The organism is Aphanizomenon flos-aquae FACHB-1287 (assembly GCF_014698755.1).
GTDB lineage: Bacteria > Cyanobacteriota > Cyanobacteriia > Cyanobacteriales > Nostocaceae > Dolichospermum > Dolichospermum flosaquae.
In genome coordinates, this window is sequence record NZ_JACJTO010000020.1 from 1 (window position 1) to 14,672 (window position 14,672).

The 14,672-nt window shown below is 36.5% G+C and carries 19 protein-coding genes; 13 read left to right on the top strand and 6 right to left on the bottom strand.

Annotation, left to right across the window (positions count from 1 at the left end):
• Positions 1-132 precede the first annotated feature (132 nt).
• The 4 genes from H6G44_RS11025 (at position 133) to H6G44_RS11035 (ending at position 2,742) form a co-directional block, all read left to right on the top strand.
• Positions 133-1,338, top strand: coding sequence for an AAA family ATPase (locus H6G44_RS11025; RefSeq protein WP_190386715.1), 1,206 nt, complete (start codon positions 133-135; stop codon positions 1,336-1,338).
• A complete protein-coding gene (locus H6G44_RS20290) occupies positions 1,335-1,877 on the top strand; it encodes a DUF4435 domain-containing protein (RefSeq protein WP_242031731.1) in 543 nt (180 codons plus the stop codon). The genes H6G44_RS11025 and H6G44_RS20290 overlap by 4 nt, the downstream gene beginning before the upstream one ends.
• Positions 1,878-2,005: 128 nt before the next feature.
• Entirely contained in the window at positions 2,006-2,200 is a 195-nt protein-coding gene (locus H6G44_RS20295) for a hypothetical protein (protein ID WP_242031730.1), read from the top strand.
• 137 nt (positions 2,201-2,337) lie between these two features.
• Positions 2,338-2,742: a hypothetical protein gene (locus H6G44_RS11035; protein ID WP_242031729.1), complete on the top strand. Its 405-nt coding sequence runs from the start codon at positions 2,338-2,340 to the stop codon at positions 2,740-2,742.
• A 76-nt stretch (positions 2,743-2,818) separates the two neighbouring features.
• Here H6G44_RS11035 and H6G44_RS11040 read toward each other — a convergent pair whose 3' ends face one another.
• Positions 2,819-3,928: a hypothetical protein gene (locus tag H6G44_RS11040; RefSeq protein ID WP_190386714.1), complete on the bottom strand. Its 1,110-nt coding sequence runs from the start codon at positions 3,926-3,928 to the stop codon at positions 2,819-2,821.
• 206 nt (positions 3,929-4,134) lie between these two features.
• Between H6G44_RS11040 and H6G44_RS11045 the strand changes: the two genes are divergently transcribed.
• From H6G44_RS11045 to H6G44_RS11060, 4 genes are all read left to right on the top strand, one after another.
• Positions 4,135-4,353, top strand: a complete 219-nt coding sequence (locus H6G44_RS11045) for a type II toxin-antitoxin system HicB family antitoxin (RefSeq protein ID WP_190386713.1) — start codon at positions 4,135-4,137, stop codon at positions 4,351-4,353.
• Positions 4,350-4,571: a type II toxin-antitoxin system HicA family toxin gene (locus tag H6G44_RS20300; protein ID WP_168632642.1), complete on the top strand. Its 222-nt coding sequence runs from the start codon at positions 4,350-4,352 to the stop codon at positions 4,569-4,571. Before H6G44_RS11045 ends, H6G44_RS20300 begins: the two co-directional genes overlap by 4 nt.
• Before the next feature lie 85 nt (positions 4,572-4,656).
• Entirely contained in the window at positions 4,657-5,709 is a 1,053-nt protein-coding gene (locus H6G44_RS11055) for a dipeptide epimerase (RefSeq protein WP_190386712.1), read from the top strand.
• A complete protein-coding gene (locus H6G44_RS11060) occupies positions 5,693-6,739 on the top strand; it encodes a DUF1611 domain-containing protein (protein WP_190386711.1) in 1,047 nt (348 codons plus the stop codon). The genes H6G44_RS11055 and H6G44_RS11060 overlap by 17 nt, the downstream gene beginning before the upstream one ends.
• 160 nt (positions 6,740-6,899) lie before the next feature.
• Here the strand turns inward: H6G44_RS11060 and cobM are convergent, their stop codons facing one another.
• Together cobM and lgt are read right to left on the bottom strand one after the other, a co-directional pair.
• Positions 6,900-7,739, bottom strand: a complete 840-nt coding sequence (cobM, locus tag H6G44_RS11065; RefSeq protein WP_190386710.1) for a precorrin-4 C(11)-methyltransferase — start codon at positions 7,737-7,739, stop codon at positions 6,900-6,902.
• Between the two features lie 123 nt (positions 7,740-7,862).
• Entirely contained in the window at positions 7,863-8,738 is an 876-nt protein-coding gene (gene lgt, locus H6G44_RS11070; protein ID WP_190386709.1) for a prolipoprotein diacylglyceryl transferase, read from the bottom strand.
• Between the two features lie 162 nt (positions 8,739-8,900).
• On the opposite strand from lgt, the gene coaD reads away from it, so the two are divergent.
• From coaD to H6G44_RS11090, 4 genes are all read left to right on the top strand, one after another.
• Positions 8,901-9,434 carry a pantetheine-phosphate adenylyltransferase gene (gene coaD / locus H6G44_RS11075; RefSeq protein WP_311138839.1) on the top strand — a complete coding sequence of 178 codons (534 nt, stop codon included), beginning with the start codon at positions 8,901-8,903 and terminating at the stop codon, positions 9,432-9,434.
• Positions 9,362-10,084, top strand: a complete 723-nt coding sequence (locus H6G44_RS11080; RefSeq protein WP_190386708.1) for a DivIVA domain-containing protein — start codon at positions 9,362-9,364, stop codon at positions 10,082-10,084. Before coaD ends, H6G44_RS11080 begins: the two co-directional genes overlap by 73 nt.
• 394 nt (positions 10,085-10,478) lie before the next feature.
• A protein-coding gene (locus H6G44_RS11085) for an IS1 family transposase (protein WP_242031727.1) occupies positions 10,479-11,193 on the top strand; the annotation gives its coding sequence in 2 pieces (ribosomal slippage) (positions 10,479-11,138 and positions 11,140-11,193; 714 coding nt in all).
• A gap of 132 nt (positions 11,194-11,325) precedes the next feature.
• A complete protein-coding gene (locus tag H6G44_RS11090; RefSeq protein ID WP_190386706.1) occupies positions 11,326-11,754 on the top strand; it encodes a hypothetical protein in 429 nt (142 codons plus the stop codon).
• Between the two features lie 15 nt (positions 11,755-11,769).
• Here H6G44_RS11090 and H6G44_RS11095 read toward each other — a convergent pair whose 3' ends face one another.
• From H6G44_RS11095 to H6G44_RS11105, 3 genes are all read right to left on the bottom strand, one after another.
• Positions 11,770-12,876: a helix-turn-helix domain-containing protein gene (locus tag H6G44_RS11095; protein ID WP_190386705.1), complete on the bottom strand. Its 1,107-nt coding sequence runs from the start codon at positions 12,874-12,876 to the stop codon at positions 11,770-11,772.
• A complete protein-coding gene (locus H6G44_RS20305; RefSeq protein ID WP_242031726.1) occupies positions 12,866-13,063 on the bottom strand; it encodes a hypothetical protein in 198 nt (65 codons plus the stop codon). The genes H6G44_RS11095 and H6G44_RS20305 overlap by 11 nt, the downstream gene beginning before the upstream one ends.
• Positions 13,064-13,353: 290 nt before the next feature.
• Positions 13,354-13,764 carry a thiol-disulfide oxidoreductase DCC family protein gene (locus H6G44_RS11105; protein ID WP_190386722.1) on the bottom strand — a complete coding sequence of 137 codons (411 nt, stop codon included), beginning with the start codon at positions 13,762-13,764 and terminating at the stop codon, positions 13,354-13,356.
• A 160-nt stretch (positions 13,765-13,924) separates the two neighbouring features.
• Between H6G44_RS11105 and H6G44_RS11110 the strand changes: the two genes are divergently transcribed.
• Positions 13,925-14,641 (top strand): pirin family protein, encoded by a 717-nt coding sequence (locus H6G44_RS11110; RefSeq protein WP_190386703.1) that lies wholly within the window; start codon positions 13,925-13,927, stop codon positions 14,639-14,641.
• Positions 14,642-14,672 lie beyond the last annotated feature (31 nt).

Genomic DNA, 14,672 nt, shown 5'->3' on the forward strand with positions numbered 1-14,672 from the left:
AATCAGTTATGTTCATTGGATGGAAGATATTATGAAATGTTGACATTTTTACCCTTGATAATACTAGTATACTTAAATATGTAAAGTTTTGTAACGACATTCAACATTTCTGGAACATGAGAGTTAATTATTATGCGAATTAAGCAAATTTCGGTTAGCGGCTTATTTGGAATTTTTGATCATATAATTCCGTTAAATATGGATGATAGAATCACTGTTATTCATGGACATAATGGTTTTGGAAAAACAGCAATGTTGAGAATTTTAAATGCTTTTTTTAACTCCCGATACCCGGAATTGCGAACTATTCCCTTTAGTAAATTTTGCGTTGAATTTGATAACGGTAGCAATGTTGAGATCATAAAAAATTATGATGATTCTGACAAGGTAAATAGTAATATTGTTTTCAATTTTTATTACCTAAATTTAGACGACATAGATGACGACTTAAAGTCGTTTAGTTATTCATTGCCCTTAAAGGGGATATCACAAGAAGAACCTAATTGGTTAGAAAAATTAAAGAAAAATATCCATATTCGCTTAATACAATCCCAACGTTTGTTAAAATTACCTCTTGTTTATTCCAAATCAGATAAAAAAAGATTTCCAACGTTGTCAACTGTATCTGAATATTCTTATGAACTTGCCACCCTAATGCAAGATAAGTTTAAGGAATATGGAACAATTTCCCAATCTCTTGATAGAAGTTTCCCCATAAGGGTAGTAAAACAACAGTTATCATCAGATATAACAGATGAACAACTGCGTAATCAACTTAATGAACTTGAAGAAACTCGTTCTCGTCTGATAGAAGTAGGTCTTTTAGAGCAAGATGAAGATTCGGAGTTTCAAATTCAACTACAAGATATAGATGAAAGTACAAAAAATACTTTATCCGTATATGTTGAAGATGTAGAAAAAAAGCTCAATGTTTTTACTGAAATAGCCACAAAAATTAACTTATTAAAAAGAATTATTAATAATAAATTTTCTTATAAAGAAATAAATTTTAGCAAAGAAAAAGGGTTCATTTTTACAACGCTTTACAATTCCTCCTTATCTGATTCAAAAACTCTATCGGCCACAGATTTATCATCAGGTGAACAACATGAATTAGTGCTGTTATATGAACTACTATTCAAAGTTGAACCTAATTCCTTAGTTTTGATTGATGAACCTGAATTATCTCTTCATGTAGGTTGGCAAGTGCAGTTTTTAAAGGATTTGCAAGAGATTACAAAGCTTGCTGATTTAGATATTCTCATAGCTACTCATTCACCAGATATTATACAAGACCGCTGGGATTTAACAGTTGAATTGAAAGGTCCGGTAAAATGAGAGAATTTTTAACCGTTGACCGTGTTGCTAACCAAATAAGATTACGACGTAGCACTTATTCAGGAACTTTCTTATTAGTTGAAGGAAGTTCTGATAAAACTTTCTATGAGCAATTTGTTGATAAATTAGGTTGTGAATTAGTCATTACTGCGGGGAAACCTTCTAGTAAACAGCGTGCTATTGCCATTTTAGAAATTTTAGAAAAATCAAATTTTCGGGGAGTTTTAGCAATTGTTGATGCAGATTTTGATCGTCTGCAAAATACATCAGTCACAAGTCCCAATCTACTCCGCACCGATACTCATGATCTGGAAACTATGTTAATACAATCACCTGCTTTAGAAAAAGTAATTAGTGAATTTGGTTCTGAAGAAAAAATTGCCCAGTTGAATCGAGATATTAGAGAAGTATTAATTTCAGTTTGTATTGCAATTGGTTATTTACGTTATATTTCTCAATCTGATGGATTGAACTTGACATTTGAAGGTATAACTTTTAGTAAATTTATTGATGAAAAAATTGGCAATTTAATGAAGTAAAACTCATTCAAGAAATCAAGAATAAATCTCAAGCTTTTTATTTAAAAGATGAAGATTTAGAAAAAAGATTAATTACCGAAAGAAGTAATAATCAAGATCCTTGGCAAGTCTGCTGTGGTCATGATTTGGTGGAAATCCTATCACTTGGTTTACGAAAAGCTATTGGAACTAATAAAACGGTTGATGTTGAAGCAAATAGCCTTGAGCGTAATTTACGACTTGCTTATGAAGTAGCTTATTTTTACAAAACTCAGCTTTATTTAGCAATTCGTCAATGGGAAACCAACAATCAACCATTTCATGTTTTACAGATTCTTGAATAAGAGGATGTTTTAAAAGTCATTATTGATGTATAAAAAACTTTTATATCCCCTAATCAACATAAATACCCCTTTTTGATACAATTGATGCTAACACCCCATCACTTTTATTGCCGTTATACCCTTCCCTGGATAGTATTATGACTAAGAATGTAAGTATTTATAATCAGTCAACTTCCGAGGTAGAAGAAAAGTATCTAGAAGCATCCCAACAGTTGCAGTTAGATAAACAAAATTATGGTTCTGATTATATTCATCTTTATGTTGATGATATAGAAGGTGATTGGCTGGAAAATTGGGATTGGGAAGATGATTTAAACGACTATATTGATGCTTTTTATCATCATTGTGAACAGGGAAATTATCAATTTGCTTTAGATACTTTAAAGGCTGGTGATGATTTATTGAATCAGCCAGAGAATTATGAAAAATCTTTAGAACTTTATAGTTATTTAGTTGAAAGGTTAGAATTACAATATCCAAAACAATCAGAAATAAATCATCAAGAGATTTTGAATTTAGCTAAATATCGTCTTCATTTGTGATAAACCGTAATGTGGTGTTGGGTTTCCTTGCGTCAACCCAACCTACTACTAAAATTTTGGTAAAACAAAAGGAATCTTAGTCAGTTTTATTTTCATTTATGCAATCAATATATTCACGCCACGCTGTAGAGGTTGTTTCTTTAAGATCAATTTCTAAATAATTTTCCCGAATGTAATTTAGAAATTCATTAAATACTAATTGAAGCTCTCTTAAAGCTTCTTCAATATCATTCCAATCTTTTTGTTGTTTGTCGGTTAATGGCATATAGTCATGAACTTCAAAAAAGAGACAACGCCCCCCTGAAAAACCATAATGTTCACCGTAATCGTCAGGAAGAGTTTTACCCCATGTAACATAAACTTTCTCCACTAAATCTTTAAGCTTATCGTCATAAAGGTAGTAATTTCCGCTGGTTAGTTTTCCCTTAAAACTGTTATAAAAGTGGAATATTTCAGTATAAACATTTTTTGGAGCTTCATTTATATGGTTTGTCATACTCGTTATATGAATTGTTTCCAGAATAGTTTTGATGGTTAAAATATCACTGTTACGCTTCGTTTCTTCCGGTGTAATTTCAGTTTTGTATCTTGGTTTCTTTGGTGATTTTTCAATGATTAGTTTTAAGGCTTCATGAATTTTTTGGCTGAGTTGTTTTTGATTTCCTTGCAACTGCTTTTCGGTAACATCTTCTGGTTTAGGACTTAACTTATAGTCAGTAATGCGATTTACTACTATATCAAAAGGTGCATCTTTTAAATCACCATATGATGTATTAAATAACATAATTATTCTCTCCCAACCCAGATGTGCAATTGCATATCCTAGTTCAATCATTACATTTGGGTTAGGAACAGTTCTTACTTCTTGTGGCTTTTTTCTACCTTCTGTAGCTTGCAGATTTTTGATAGCTTCTATAACTTCTTTTTCTCTAACTTCTTTATTAATTGTCCTTATGTCACAAATAAAGGCATCAGCAGATGCAATTTTATCAAAAATAGCAGATGGTATATGAGGGCTTCCAGGTAGATTACTTGTTGCTTCATCTAGAGTAATACGTAACTCAGTTTCTTGAAACTCATTTTGCAGTTTAATCTTTGCTAGTTCGATAGCCCCTAGAATTAGTCCTTGGTTAGTTTCTTTTGGTAAATCAGACTGCCAAGAGTAGAATACTGTAAATTGCATCATAATGTATATTTTTGGAAGTTTCTTTATATCGTAAACATTTTACATCACGGTTTGTAATTTGCATAATCAACATAGGGTTTTAAACATCCAACTCAATGTAAAGTACATCAAGCAAACTAGCAAATAAAGTTATATGATATAAATGATTTACCAGAATAAAATATTTGTAACTAGGTTTGTTATTTCATGGAGAAACTGCTCGAACTATGGTAACAAGAAAATCTCAACGTAAAGTGCTATTATCTCATGGTGAAGATGGGTATTTTGTTGTCGAAGTACCCAGTTTACCCGGTTGTATCAGTCAGGGTAAAACCCGTGAGGAAGCTTTAGCTAATATAGAAGAGGCAATATCTCTCTACATTGAAGTTTTGCAAGACAGAAATGAACCTGTTCCAGAAGATACGGTTGAGGTTGTGCTGGTGTGAGTAAATTACCTATAATCTCAGGTTTAGATTGTGTAAAAGCACTAGAAAAAATCGGATTTGTTGTGGATAGGCAAAGAGGAAGTCACATTATAATGGTTCGTGAAGAACCTAGAACCACAATATCTGTACCAGATCATAAAGAACTAGATAGAGGTACTTTGCGTGGGATTATTCGACAAGCGGGTTTGAGTGTGGATGAATTTATTGAACTATTGTGACACCGCAACAAAGCCATAACCTGAATATTTCCCCACTCATTTTATAATTTCTATTTCTCGTAACTATTCTCTATCTAATATATTTATGCAAATCAACTTTCAAACCTTTACCGTCAACAAACGATTTCCCCTCACAATTAGTCGCGGCACAACAGCACAAACAACAAATATCTGGTTACAAATTACCGCAGAAGGAATTACAGGTTGGGGAGAAGCATCTCCTTTTGGTGTCGGCAACCATAGGCAATCTACTGAGAAAATTCAAGAAACTTTGCAGCAAATCATACCTGCTTTACAAAAATATAGCCCTTGGCAACGGCAGGAAATTGAGGCACTATTAAAACAAATGCAAATTCCCTCCGCAGTTAAAGCGGCTGTCGATATAGCATTACATGATTGGTTAGGTAAGCGCGTAAATTTGCCATTGTGGCAACTGTGGGGACTAAATAAAAATGCTATAGTACCAATATCAGTAACAATTGGTATTAATTCCCCAGCAGGTGCAAAGGCAAGGACGCGAGATTGGTTAGAATTTATGGACGTGCAGTTATTAAAAGTAAAATTAGGCTCTACTGAAGGAATAGAAGCAGATCAAAAAATGCTCTTAGCAGTCCGGGAAGAAGCCATTGGAAAAGATGTATTTGTTGATGCTAATGGAGGTTGGAATTTAACCAATGCCATAAATATGTGTAATTGGTTAGCTGATTTGGGAATAAAGTATGTCGAACAGCCTTTAGCAAGAGGTGAAGAAGCAAATTTAGCCCAATTAAAAAAACATTCTCCGTTACCAATTTTTGTAGATGAAAGTTGCTTTACCAGTGCGGATATTCCCCAATTAGCTAATTATGTTGATGGCATTAATATCAAATTAATGAAATCTGGAGGAATCACCGAAGCCATACGAATGGTGCATACAGCCAAAGCCCACAATTTACAAATCATGTTTGGCTGTTATTCTGATAGTTGTCTTGCTAATACCGCCGCATTACAACTTGCACCACTGGCTGATTATTTGGATTTAGATAGTCACTTAAATTTAATTGATGATCCTTTTAGCGGTGCAGTGGTCGAAAATGGGCGAATTTTACCGAATAATTTACCTGGTTTGGGAGTGAAATATAGTGCGTCTGTCGCTTAATCAAAGAATAGCAATTCTTCTCCATGAAGGAATTAGTGGAGTTCAGGGAAAAACAGGGTTATCAATTTTACGCTACAGTGAGTCGCCCATTGTCGCTATAATTGACAGAGAAACTGTAGGTAAATCTTTAGTCGAATTAACAGGTATTCAGCGAGATGTGCCAATTGTGGCATCTGTAACAGCAGCTTTAGAGTATAAACCCGAAGTTCTAGTTATTGGAATTGCGCCTAAAGGTGGGGCTGTTCCTGATGATTATTGGCTTGATATCAAAGATGCCCTCAAAGCCGGAATGTCTTTGGTAAATGGATTACATACACCAATGGCAAATATACCGGAATTAAATGCTCTCCTGAACCCAGGACAATTAATTTGGGATGTTCGCAAAGAGCCGGCTAATTTAGAGGTAGCATCAGGAATGGCGCAAACTTTACCCTGTCGACGGGTATTGACCGTGGGAACAGATATGGCCATTGGTAAAATGTCCACCAGTCTGGAATTACACCGAGTGGCTAAGTTACGGGGTATCCGTTCTAAGTTTTTGGCCACTGGTCAAACTGGGTTAATGTTGGAAGGAGAAGGAGTGGCTTTAGACGCTGTGCGGGTAGATTTTGCTGCTGGTGCGGTGGAACAGTTGGTAATGCGTTTTGGTCAACATTACGACATTCTGCAAATTGAGGGACAGGGTTCTCTTTTACACCCTGGTTCAACAGCAACTTTACCGCTAATTCGGGGTTCTCAACCTACACATTTAATTTTAGTGCATCAAGCAGGACAAACTCACAACCGTAATAATCTGCATATACCGATTCCACCATTACCGGAAGTAATTCGGATGTATGAAATTGTTGCTAGTGGTGCAGGTGCTTTTCATGACGTTCCTGTGGTGGGAATAGCTTTGAATACTAGGAGTTTAGGGGACTTAGAGGCAAAAAATGCGATCGCTCAAATTATAGCAGAAACTGGGCTACCTTGTACAGATCCTATTCGGTTTGGGGCTGGGTTGCTATTGGATACTGTTATGCAGGGTTAATTTTTTTTTGCACGCAGAGGCGCGGAGGCACGGAGAGTAGGAGTTTTATGGTGGAGCTAATTTAAAATTCGTCAATAAAGACGTGAAAAGTCTACCGGGGACTCTCGGAAAGTTACTATTAGTGATAGTAGAGTCACGAGGAACGAGATAAACTTTGCCTCTACATCCTCAATTCTGTTGTATCTGAACCAAGGCTATGTGATGAACGGAATAAATGATTATGTTCAGGATGATACAAGCATGAGCGACCACTGACTGGCAATAATGCAGGACTAATCACATAAAGTGTCGTTCGTCGTAATTTCTCTTCATGAGTACAATTTGCCATTTGTGCTAAAGTCACAACCCGGATTTTTTCATCTGGCCAACCTAAGCGATAACAAATTGCTACTGGAGTATCTGGATCATAATGTTCTAACAATTTCCCTTGGGCTTCAGTAATATGACTTACACTTAGGTATAAACATAAACTAGCTTGATGTGCTGCTAAAGAAGCTAATTCTTCAGTATCAGGGACATGAGTACGACCGCTAATCCGAGTGAGAATGATAGTCTGTACCAAACCAGGAACAGTTAACTCTATTTTCAGTTTAGCTGCGGCGGATTGAAAAGCACTAATACCAGGTGTAACTTCAAAAGGAATATTAGCATCCGCTAATAACTGCATTTGTTCATGAATAGCACTGTAGAGACTAGGATCACCAGAGTGTAATCTTACCACAGATTTATGCGATCGCACAGCATCAATCATTAGTGGTAAAATTTCTTCCAAAGTCCGATTTGCGGTTTTGATAATTTCCGCATCTGGACGACAAACAGCTAAAATCTGTTCTGGAATTAAAGAATCTGCAAATAAAATCACATCAGCAGCAGCTAACAACTTTTGCGCCCTAACCGTTAACAAATCAGGATCTCCAGGACCTGCACCCACAATATAAACCGCTGGCTCTAGTAAATTTGGATACTTAGAAAAACTTAATACATTAATAGATTCACTCATAAATTTTCTCTTTTAAACCCGTGAAAAAAACTTTTAGCATTTTCTTACTACCCTTCCGGATTCAGCCAATTTGCCTAGTAGAAATAAATGGTAGATGCACCCTGGTTAAGCCCTGGAGATTAATTACTCCGGGGCATTTTTTTCTCCCTTTAAGGGGGTAACAACATCAGGCAAAGAACGGTTAAAGACATACAACCAGACCAAACCAAATAATCCTAAAGTCATTCCTCCTAAACTTACCATCTGTGCTATCCGTAAAGGTCCGAGCATTAAACTATCTGTGCGTAAACCTTCAATCCAAACCCGTCCTAAGCTATAGGATACCCAATAAACTAAAAATAATGTCCCTACTTTCAAACGTGGTTTTTTAGACAAAGCCCGAAAAAACAAAGTTAGTAATAGAGCAAACACCATTAAATTCCACAAGGACTCATAGAGAAAAGTGGGATGAAAATATTCAAAATTAACTAAATCTAAAGGACGACGGTCTGGGGGAATATATAATTTCCAGGGTAAATTAGTTGGTCTGCCAAAAGCTTCAGAATTGAAAAAATTTCCCCACCTGCCAATTGCTTGCCCTAATATTAATGAAGGAGCAACCAAATCAGTTAATTGCCAAAAAGATGTTTTATTGATTCTAGCAAAAATCAATGCAGCTATCAAACCGCCAATAATTGCCCCATGAATAGCAATACCTCCTTGCCAAATCGCAATTATCCGTTCTGGGTGTTGAGAATATTCTGGCCACTGAAATAAGACATAATATATTCTAGCAGCAGGAATAGCCCCAATCACTAACCAAATTGATAAATCACTAATTAAATCTGGGTTCACATAACGACGTTTGGCTAAGTATTGGGAAAGACTCACACCAATTAATACAGCGGAAGCAATTAACAAACCATACCAGCGAATAACAATTGGTCCTAGTTGAACGACAATTGGACCGGGAGAAGTAAATAAAAACCCCAAGGGTAAAGCAGAAAAATCCACAACCATACAAAATTACCTATAGGAGTGTGAAATTTAGGATCATAAAAAATCATAATATATTATTCCTAAATTACTAATCTGGACAGAATACCAATTTTAGGACATTAAATGTTAGATTTAATGAAGTTATGTACAAAATCAGCCAATATAATCACTGAAAATAACATTGTGATTGCTATTTATCCTGGTAGTTTTGATCCTATCACCTTGGGACATCTAGACCTCATTCGGCGTAGTAGTCGTCTGTTTGAACGGGTGATAGTTGCCGTCCTACGAAATCCCAATAAAAGGCCATTGTTTACAGTAGAGCAAAGATTAGAACAAATTCGTCTATCTACAAAGCATTTACCAAATGTGGGAGTAGACAGTTTTGACGGGTTGGCCGTGGAATATGCCCAAATGCAACAAGCGCAAGTTTTGCTACGGGGATTAAGAGCGGTTTCTGATTTTGAAATTGAACTACAAATGGCTCATACTAATAAAACATTGTCTACTCAGATTGAGACAGTTTTTCTGGCAACATCAAATGAGTATAGTTTTTTAAGTAGTAGTGTGGTAAAAGAGATTGCCAGGTTTGGTGGTTCTGTTGATCATCTTGTTCCCCCACATATTGCCCTAGATATATACCAATGCTACAACCAAAAATCTCTAGCATCGAATCCAAACGCAACGAACATAACTCTACCCTGCGAGAGTCCGTGAATGATATCCCCCACATTGGAAATTCAGTCCCAGCAGCAGCTTTAGAAGTGGATATTCAAGAAGAGCTCAACCGCTTGGAGGATATGGTTCTTTCTAGTATGAGAATTCCACTCACGGGACGGACTTTAATTGATGAGGATAAATTACTCGAACAACTTGATTTTATTCGTCTGTCTTTACCAGCAGTGTTTCAAGAGGCAATAATTATTTTGGCACAAAAAAATGAAATTCTCCTGGAAGCAGAGGAATATGGTCAACAGGTTGTCGATGTAGCTCAAACTAAAAGAGCGCAGATTTTGGCGGAAAGTGATATTCTCAGGCAAGCACAGCGAGAAGCTGACCAACTGCGGCGACAAGTTGAACAAGATTGTGAAACAATGATGCAAGATACTCTGGCAGAAATTGATCGTCAACGTCGTACTTGTCAGCAAGAATTAGAGGAAATGCGTCAAACTGCAATTTCTCAAGCTGAAGACATTGAGGACGGCGCTGATAAATATGCCGATAATGTTCTGGCAAATATTGAACAGGATATTCAGGAAATGCTAAAAATTATTACTAATGGTCGCAAACAATTACATTCTGGTGGGGTCTCCAATAGTGGAAATCATTCTCCACAACACTTTCCCCATAATTCTAAAAAAAGATAGCTGATTTTGCATTTTTACCTCTACCTCGTTCCCGGTCTCTGACTGGGAATGCTATTACAGAGGCTCTGCCTCTTAATTATTATTCTCATCTAGAATATACAAATATTATATAGCAGTTCTTGTGATCTTAGGTACAAAGGTTTTTAGTTTTAGGGAACAGGGAATAGGAGATAAGGAATAAATTAATGGTATATAACAGTTCTTATTTAATGTTTTAAAAGAAAGTATTAAACGCTGATAAACGCTGATAAACGCAGATTGTTTTGTTCTCTTCATAGATAATTTTTTCAGCAAATTCGGCGTTGTTGAATTGGGGTATGATATTTATTTATTAGCGATAGCTTCCCTCGCCGTAGGTATCGCTAAAAACTAACAACGCTCAGAATCAAATATTATGCAGTGTCCTGAATGTAAGTCAAGTCATATCAACAAAAATGGTCATAAAAAAAGGAAACAGAACTATATTTGTGTAAACTGTGATCGCCAATTTATAGACTGTTATGAAACCCAGAGAAATTACTGCGAAGTAGTTAAAAGAGAATATTTAAAAATGTATGTTAATGGCATGAGATTTAGAGGAATTAAAAGAATCAAAAATGTACCTACTAGGACGATTATCAATTGGGTTAAACAAGTAGGAAAACTGTTGCCAGATTATTATGACCCGCAAACAATTACTGATGTGGGAGAATTAGATGAGTTAGAAACTTTTGTGGGGTCAAAAGAACAAAATTTAGCTACGGCTGTAGACAACTTTAAACAGGGTATTTTAGGATGGGTTTTAGGAGATCATAGTGGTGAAACTTTTGCTCCATTATGGCAACTCGTTAGTCAATGGCAATGCTATTTTGATGTGACAGATAGATGGAAAGTTTATCCAAATTTTATTCCTGATGGTGATCGAGTTATCAGCAAAGTCTACATGACTAGAGTAGAAGGTGAAAATACAAGACTAACACATTATTTTGACAGACTACATCGCCAGACTCTTTGTTATTCTAAATCTGAGGAAATGCTCCGATATTCTATTCAATTATTAATTCACTATCTCAAATAGAGCAGATGTGCCAACTCCTTATCCAAATAATAGGAATTATTCTCCTGGTTAGCGATCTGCTTGCAGCAGAGCTTTGCTATCACTATAGGAATGGCACTTTTCCCCTATCATACCCGAAATAAGCAACGCCGTTTTTCTGTTTTTATCTTCCCCACAGACCAACCGCATATAGGAGCATGATTGAGTGAACGCAGCCGAACAAGCCACAAACCTGGAATTTGCCAGTAAAATTGCTACGGTAGTAAATTTGTTTAAATACGAATTTCCTGATGTCAAATCTGATCTTAAACCCTGGCATAATGACTTAGAAACCAGAGAGTTAGTAGATCCAGATTCCATTGATATCGGGTTTCACTTCCCCGGTGTCAGCAAATCTTGGCGCTGTCGCAGTATTTTAATTCAAATTCGATTTTATCAAGATCCGATCACTAATCACCGTCGCGCTATTGGTGTGGAAGCCGCTGGATTTGATCATCGTGGTGAGGTTTGGCGACTTTCTACGGTGGAAACTTGGAGTTTTATCGGTGACTCTGTACCCTTGGCTGTTGTTGGGGAAAAGCTTAAACAGGTTTGTCGGCAAATTTTAGAGGTGTTTAATCAACCAAGTCAGTAAAAAAAATTAGTTTTCCTACTTATCTAACGCCCATTCCCACCTTTGCTTTAAGTCATTACAGTGGCTAGAGGGTAAAACTTGATCATGTTGAAGTCTACCAACAACAATTCCCGGTGCAATATCAATCTCATTAGCAAACTGGATAATATTGGTTTTACTAATTTGTGAAACTGAGTCCAGAAATCGTTGCAAATCTCCAGGAGGAATGAGTATATCCGCAGAGAATTTGTTAGCTTCCTTCTCTTTTTCTTGATCCTCAATGGAGATAATACCTGTTCCCTCAAGAAAGAAATCCCGCTTACCATGTAATAAAATATGACCAGCTTCGTGGAAGAATGTAAACCACAAATGATCATCAGTTTTATACCGCAAACTCAGTTGAATTAGTGCTTTGTCAGCATTCAACCAATGAGTTGCACCACTAGTTCGCGTTCTTGGCAGTTCTGGCACAAAAACCACAGCCACACCAGCTTCCGCGCACAACTGTACCAGTTTTGGTTGGAATATTTCTGGTAGTTCCACAGTTAAAGCACGGATTTTTCGCAATGCTTCCCTAAAATTGTTTGCATTGTAGGGAGCGCAAGTAATTTTAGATGCTTCAATTTCTCCTCGACGTAACCAAGCAGATATAGCTCCAGGGTCGCTTTGAAATGCTTGAGATTTACGAAAATCTATCTGATTATTCAACCATATACCCTCCCATTGTTCAGGGGAGGCGACGGCGAAAAAATTTAGCACTTCCCGCAGTTGCTCTAATTTATCGCTATACTGGCTAATCCAGTCAAATTTAATCATAGCTTTGACAGGAATTCCTTTCAGCCAGGGTATATGTTTGGCTAAATGCTTTTTTTCTTCCTGTTGTGCTAAAAATTCCCGGTAGTGTCGCTCGTGATTATTCCAAAAACTAGCTGGGATATTGAATACCCGTTCTAGTTGTAAAGCTGTTTCTGGAGTAATTGCGGCTTTACCCTTAATAATTTCATTAATTGTTTTTTTTGGTCTTCCTGTGCGTTCCGCTAGTTCTGCTTGGGTCATACCCCTATCTTCCAGCACTTCTAACAGAGTATCCCCAGGAGGATAAACATAATCTGGATTGTACCGATTTTGGATCTTACTTTCCATGATAATCCTCCACGCCGATTATTCTCACGGCAGTTACTTGATTCCAATCGAGACCACCATCTGATTTTGTAGGAATTGGTTCATCTGCTGGCTCAAATATAAGCCGATATGGATGATCCAAATCGAGTGCTAATTTACCCGCGTGATCATGAAGTAATTCGTGGCAACGTCCAGGAACATTTCGCATATCCTCTAGTACGTTGGCGTAAATTAAAGAATTTAGACGTTTTTGAATGCGTTTTGCTCTGTCTGCGCCATGTTTTTTTACTAGAAGCCGTTGGTTATTGCACTCTTCTTCAAACTTGCTACTCTCGAATACAATATCCATTGTATCACGGTTTTATAAATATTGTTAACCCTAAAGGTTAAATATATTTTAGGATCTAAATGCAAAAATGGCAGCAATAGCCCAGAAATGAGGTTTAAATTCTTACATAATAGAACTTCTGTACTAAATCAGGGTCAGGCTCAATATTGCTAGTTATCAGTTTTGCAACTACCATCTACACAGTATGCTGATTGATAGGTTTGGGAACGCTTACCAAACAAGGTGTAACGGTTATCCCGGATTTGTTCATAAAATCTATCTCCTGCCCATTTCATCCCCGGTAACACCCGATACGCATCTACAAATATACTACCCAAAGGCAATAGTCGCCCAATTTCCTCAGCCGCATTACTACCTTGCCAACGTTTCTCTGTGGCATTACTATCAATTAAAATCATCCCCTGTTCACAATCTATTGAAGTAATTCCCCATTGGCATAATGCCTCTTCATCTTGCATAGAAACGTAGCGAAACAGCTTCCCTTGGTCTAAAGTTTCCAACAATTGCACTAAAGTTACACAAAGATTACAGTTGCCATCATAGATCACGTAGTAATTCATAAAATCATTAGCCATAGTATATTTTTGGTAAGTATCTTACTTTTTAGTGTGTACTTGCAAATTTAGCTGTGTTTACTTTACTATATAAACAGTGGAAAAATACTTCTGTTTTGTTAATTATCTAGTACAAACAACTAACTATTAATAACAAGGTGAAATCATGACTCAAAATACCATTAACTATGTAATTCATGATGGTAAGGCCCGTGGACATTATCATATGGGCTGGCTGAATAGTTATCATACATTTTCCTTCAGCAGTTTTTATGATCCCCAGCGGATGGGATTCCGTTCTTTGCGAGTAATTAATGATGATCGAATTGCTGCTGGTGCAGGATTTCCAACTCATGGACATAAAGATATGGAAATTCTTACCTATGTTCTATCAGGTGCTGTTGAACACAAGGATAGCTTGGGTACAGGTTCGGTAATTCTTCCTGGTGAAGCACAGGTTATGAGTGCAGGAACTGGAATTATGCACAGTGAATTTAATCCTTCTCAAATTGAAGAATTACACCTACTGCAAATCTGGATTTTACCAAATCAGCAAGGACTAAAACCTAGATATGAACAAAAAGCTTTTCCTATAGAAGAGAAGCAGGGAAAACTGCGGTTAATTGCGGCTGAAGATGGACGAAATGGGGCTGTAATTATTCACCAAGATGTCTCTTTATATGCGGGAATTTTAGCACAAGGTGATGTCGTAAATTATCATGTTCAGAATCATCGTTATGCTTGGTTACAAATAGCTAAAGGGGAAGTTATGTTTAATAATCATGAATTAAAAGCAGGAGATGGTGTAGAAATTACAGGAGAAGAAAAATTAACAATTAGCAGTAATTCAAGTGCGGAAATATTACTCTTTGATTTAGCTTAGACTATAAAAATAATCGTATTTGATTTGTGAA

Coding starts and splice junctions, on each gene's coding strand:
- H6G44_RS11025 (WP_190386715.1), top strand. CDS start 133: ATGCGAATTAAGCAAATTTCGGTTAGCGGCTTATTTGGAATTTTTGAT.
- H6G44_RS20290 (WP_242031731.1), top strand. CDS start 1,335: ATGAGAGAATTTTTAACCGTTGACCGTGTTGCTAACCAAATAAGATTA.
- H6G44_RS11035 (WP_242031729.1), top strand. CDS start 2,338: ATGACTAAGAATGTAAGTATTTATAATCAGTCAACTTCCGAGGTAGAA.
- H6G44_RS11040 (WP_190386714.1), bottom strand. CDS start 3,928: ATGATGCAATTTACAGTATTCTACTCTTGGCAGTCTGATTTACCAAAA.
- H6G44_RS11045 (WP_190386713.1), top strand. CDS start 4,135: ATGGTAACAAGAAAATCTCAACGTAAAGTGCTATTATCTCATGGTGAA.
- H6G44_RS11055 (WP_190386712.1), top strand. CDS start 4,657: ATGCAAATCAACTTTCAAACCTTTACCGTCAACAAACGATTTCCCCTC.
- cobM (WP_190386710.1), bottom strand. CDS start 7,739: ATGAGTGAATCTATTAATGTATTAAGTTTTTCTAAGTATCCAAATTTA.
- lgt (WP_190386709.1), bottom strand. CDS start 8,738: ATGGTTGTGGATTTTTCTGCTTTACCCTTGGGGTTTTTATTTACTTCT.
- H6G44_RS11080 (WP_190386708.1), top strand. CDS start 9,362: ATGCTACAACCAAAAATCTCTAGCATCGAATCCAAACGCAACGAACAT.
- H6G44_RS11095 (WP_190386705.1), bottom strand. CDS start 12,876: ATGGAAAGTAAGATCCAAAATCGGTACAATCCAGATTATGTTTATCCT.
- H6G44_RS20305 (WP_242031726.1), bottom strand. CDS start 13,063: ATGCGAAATGTTCCTGGACGTTGCCACGAATTACTTCATGATCACGCG.
- H6G44_RS11105 (WP_190386722.1), bottom strand. CDS start 13,764: ATGAATTACTACGTGATCTATGATGGCAACTGTAATCTTTGTGTAACT.
- H6G44_RS11110 (WP_190386703.1), top strand. CDS start 13,925: ATGACTCAAAATACCATTAACTATGTAATTCATGATGGTAAGGCCCGT.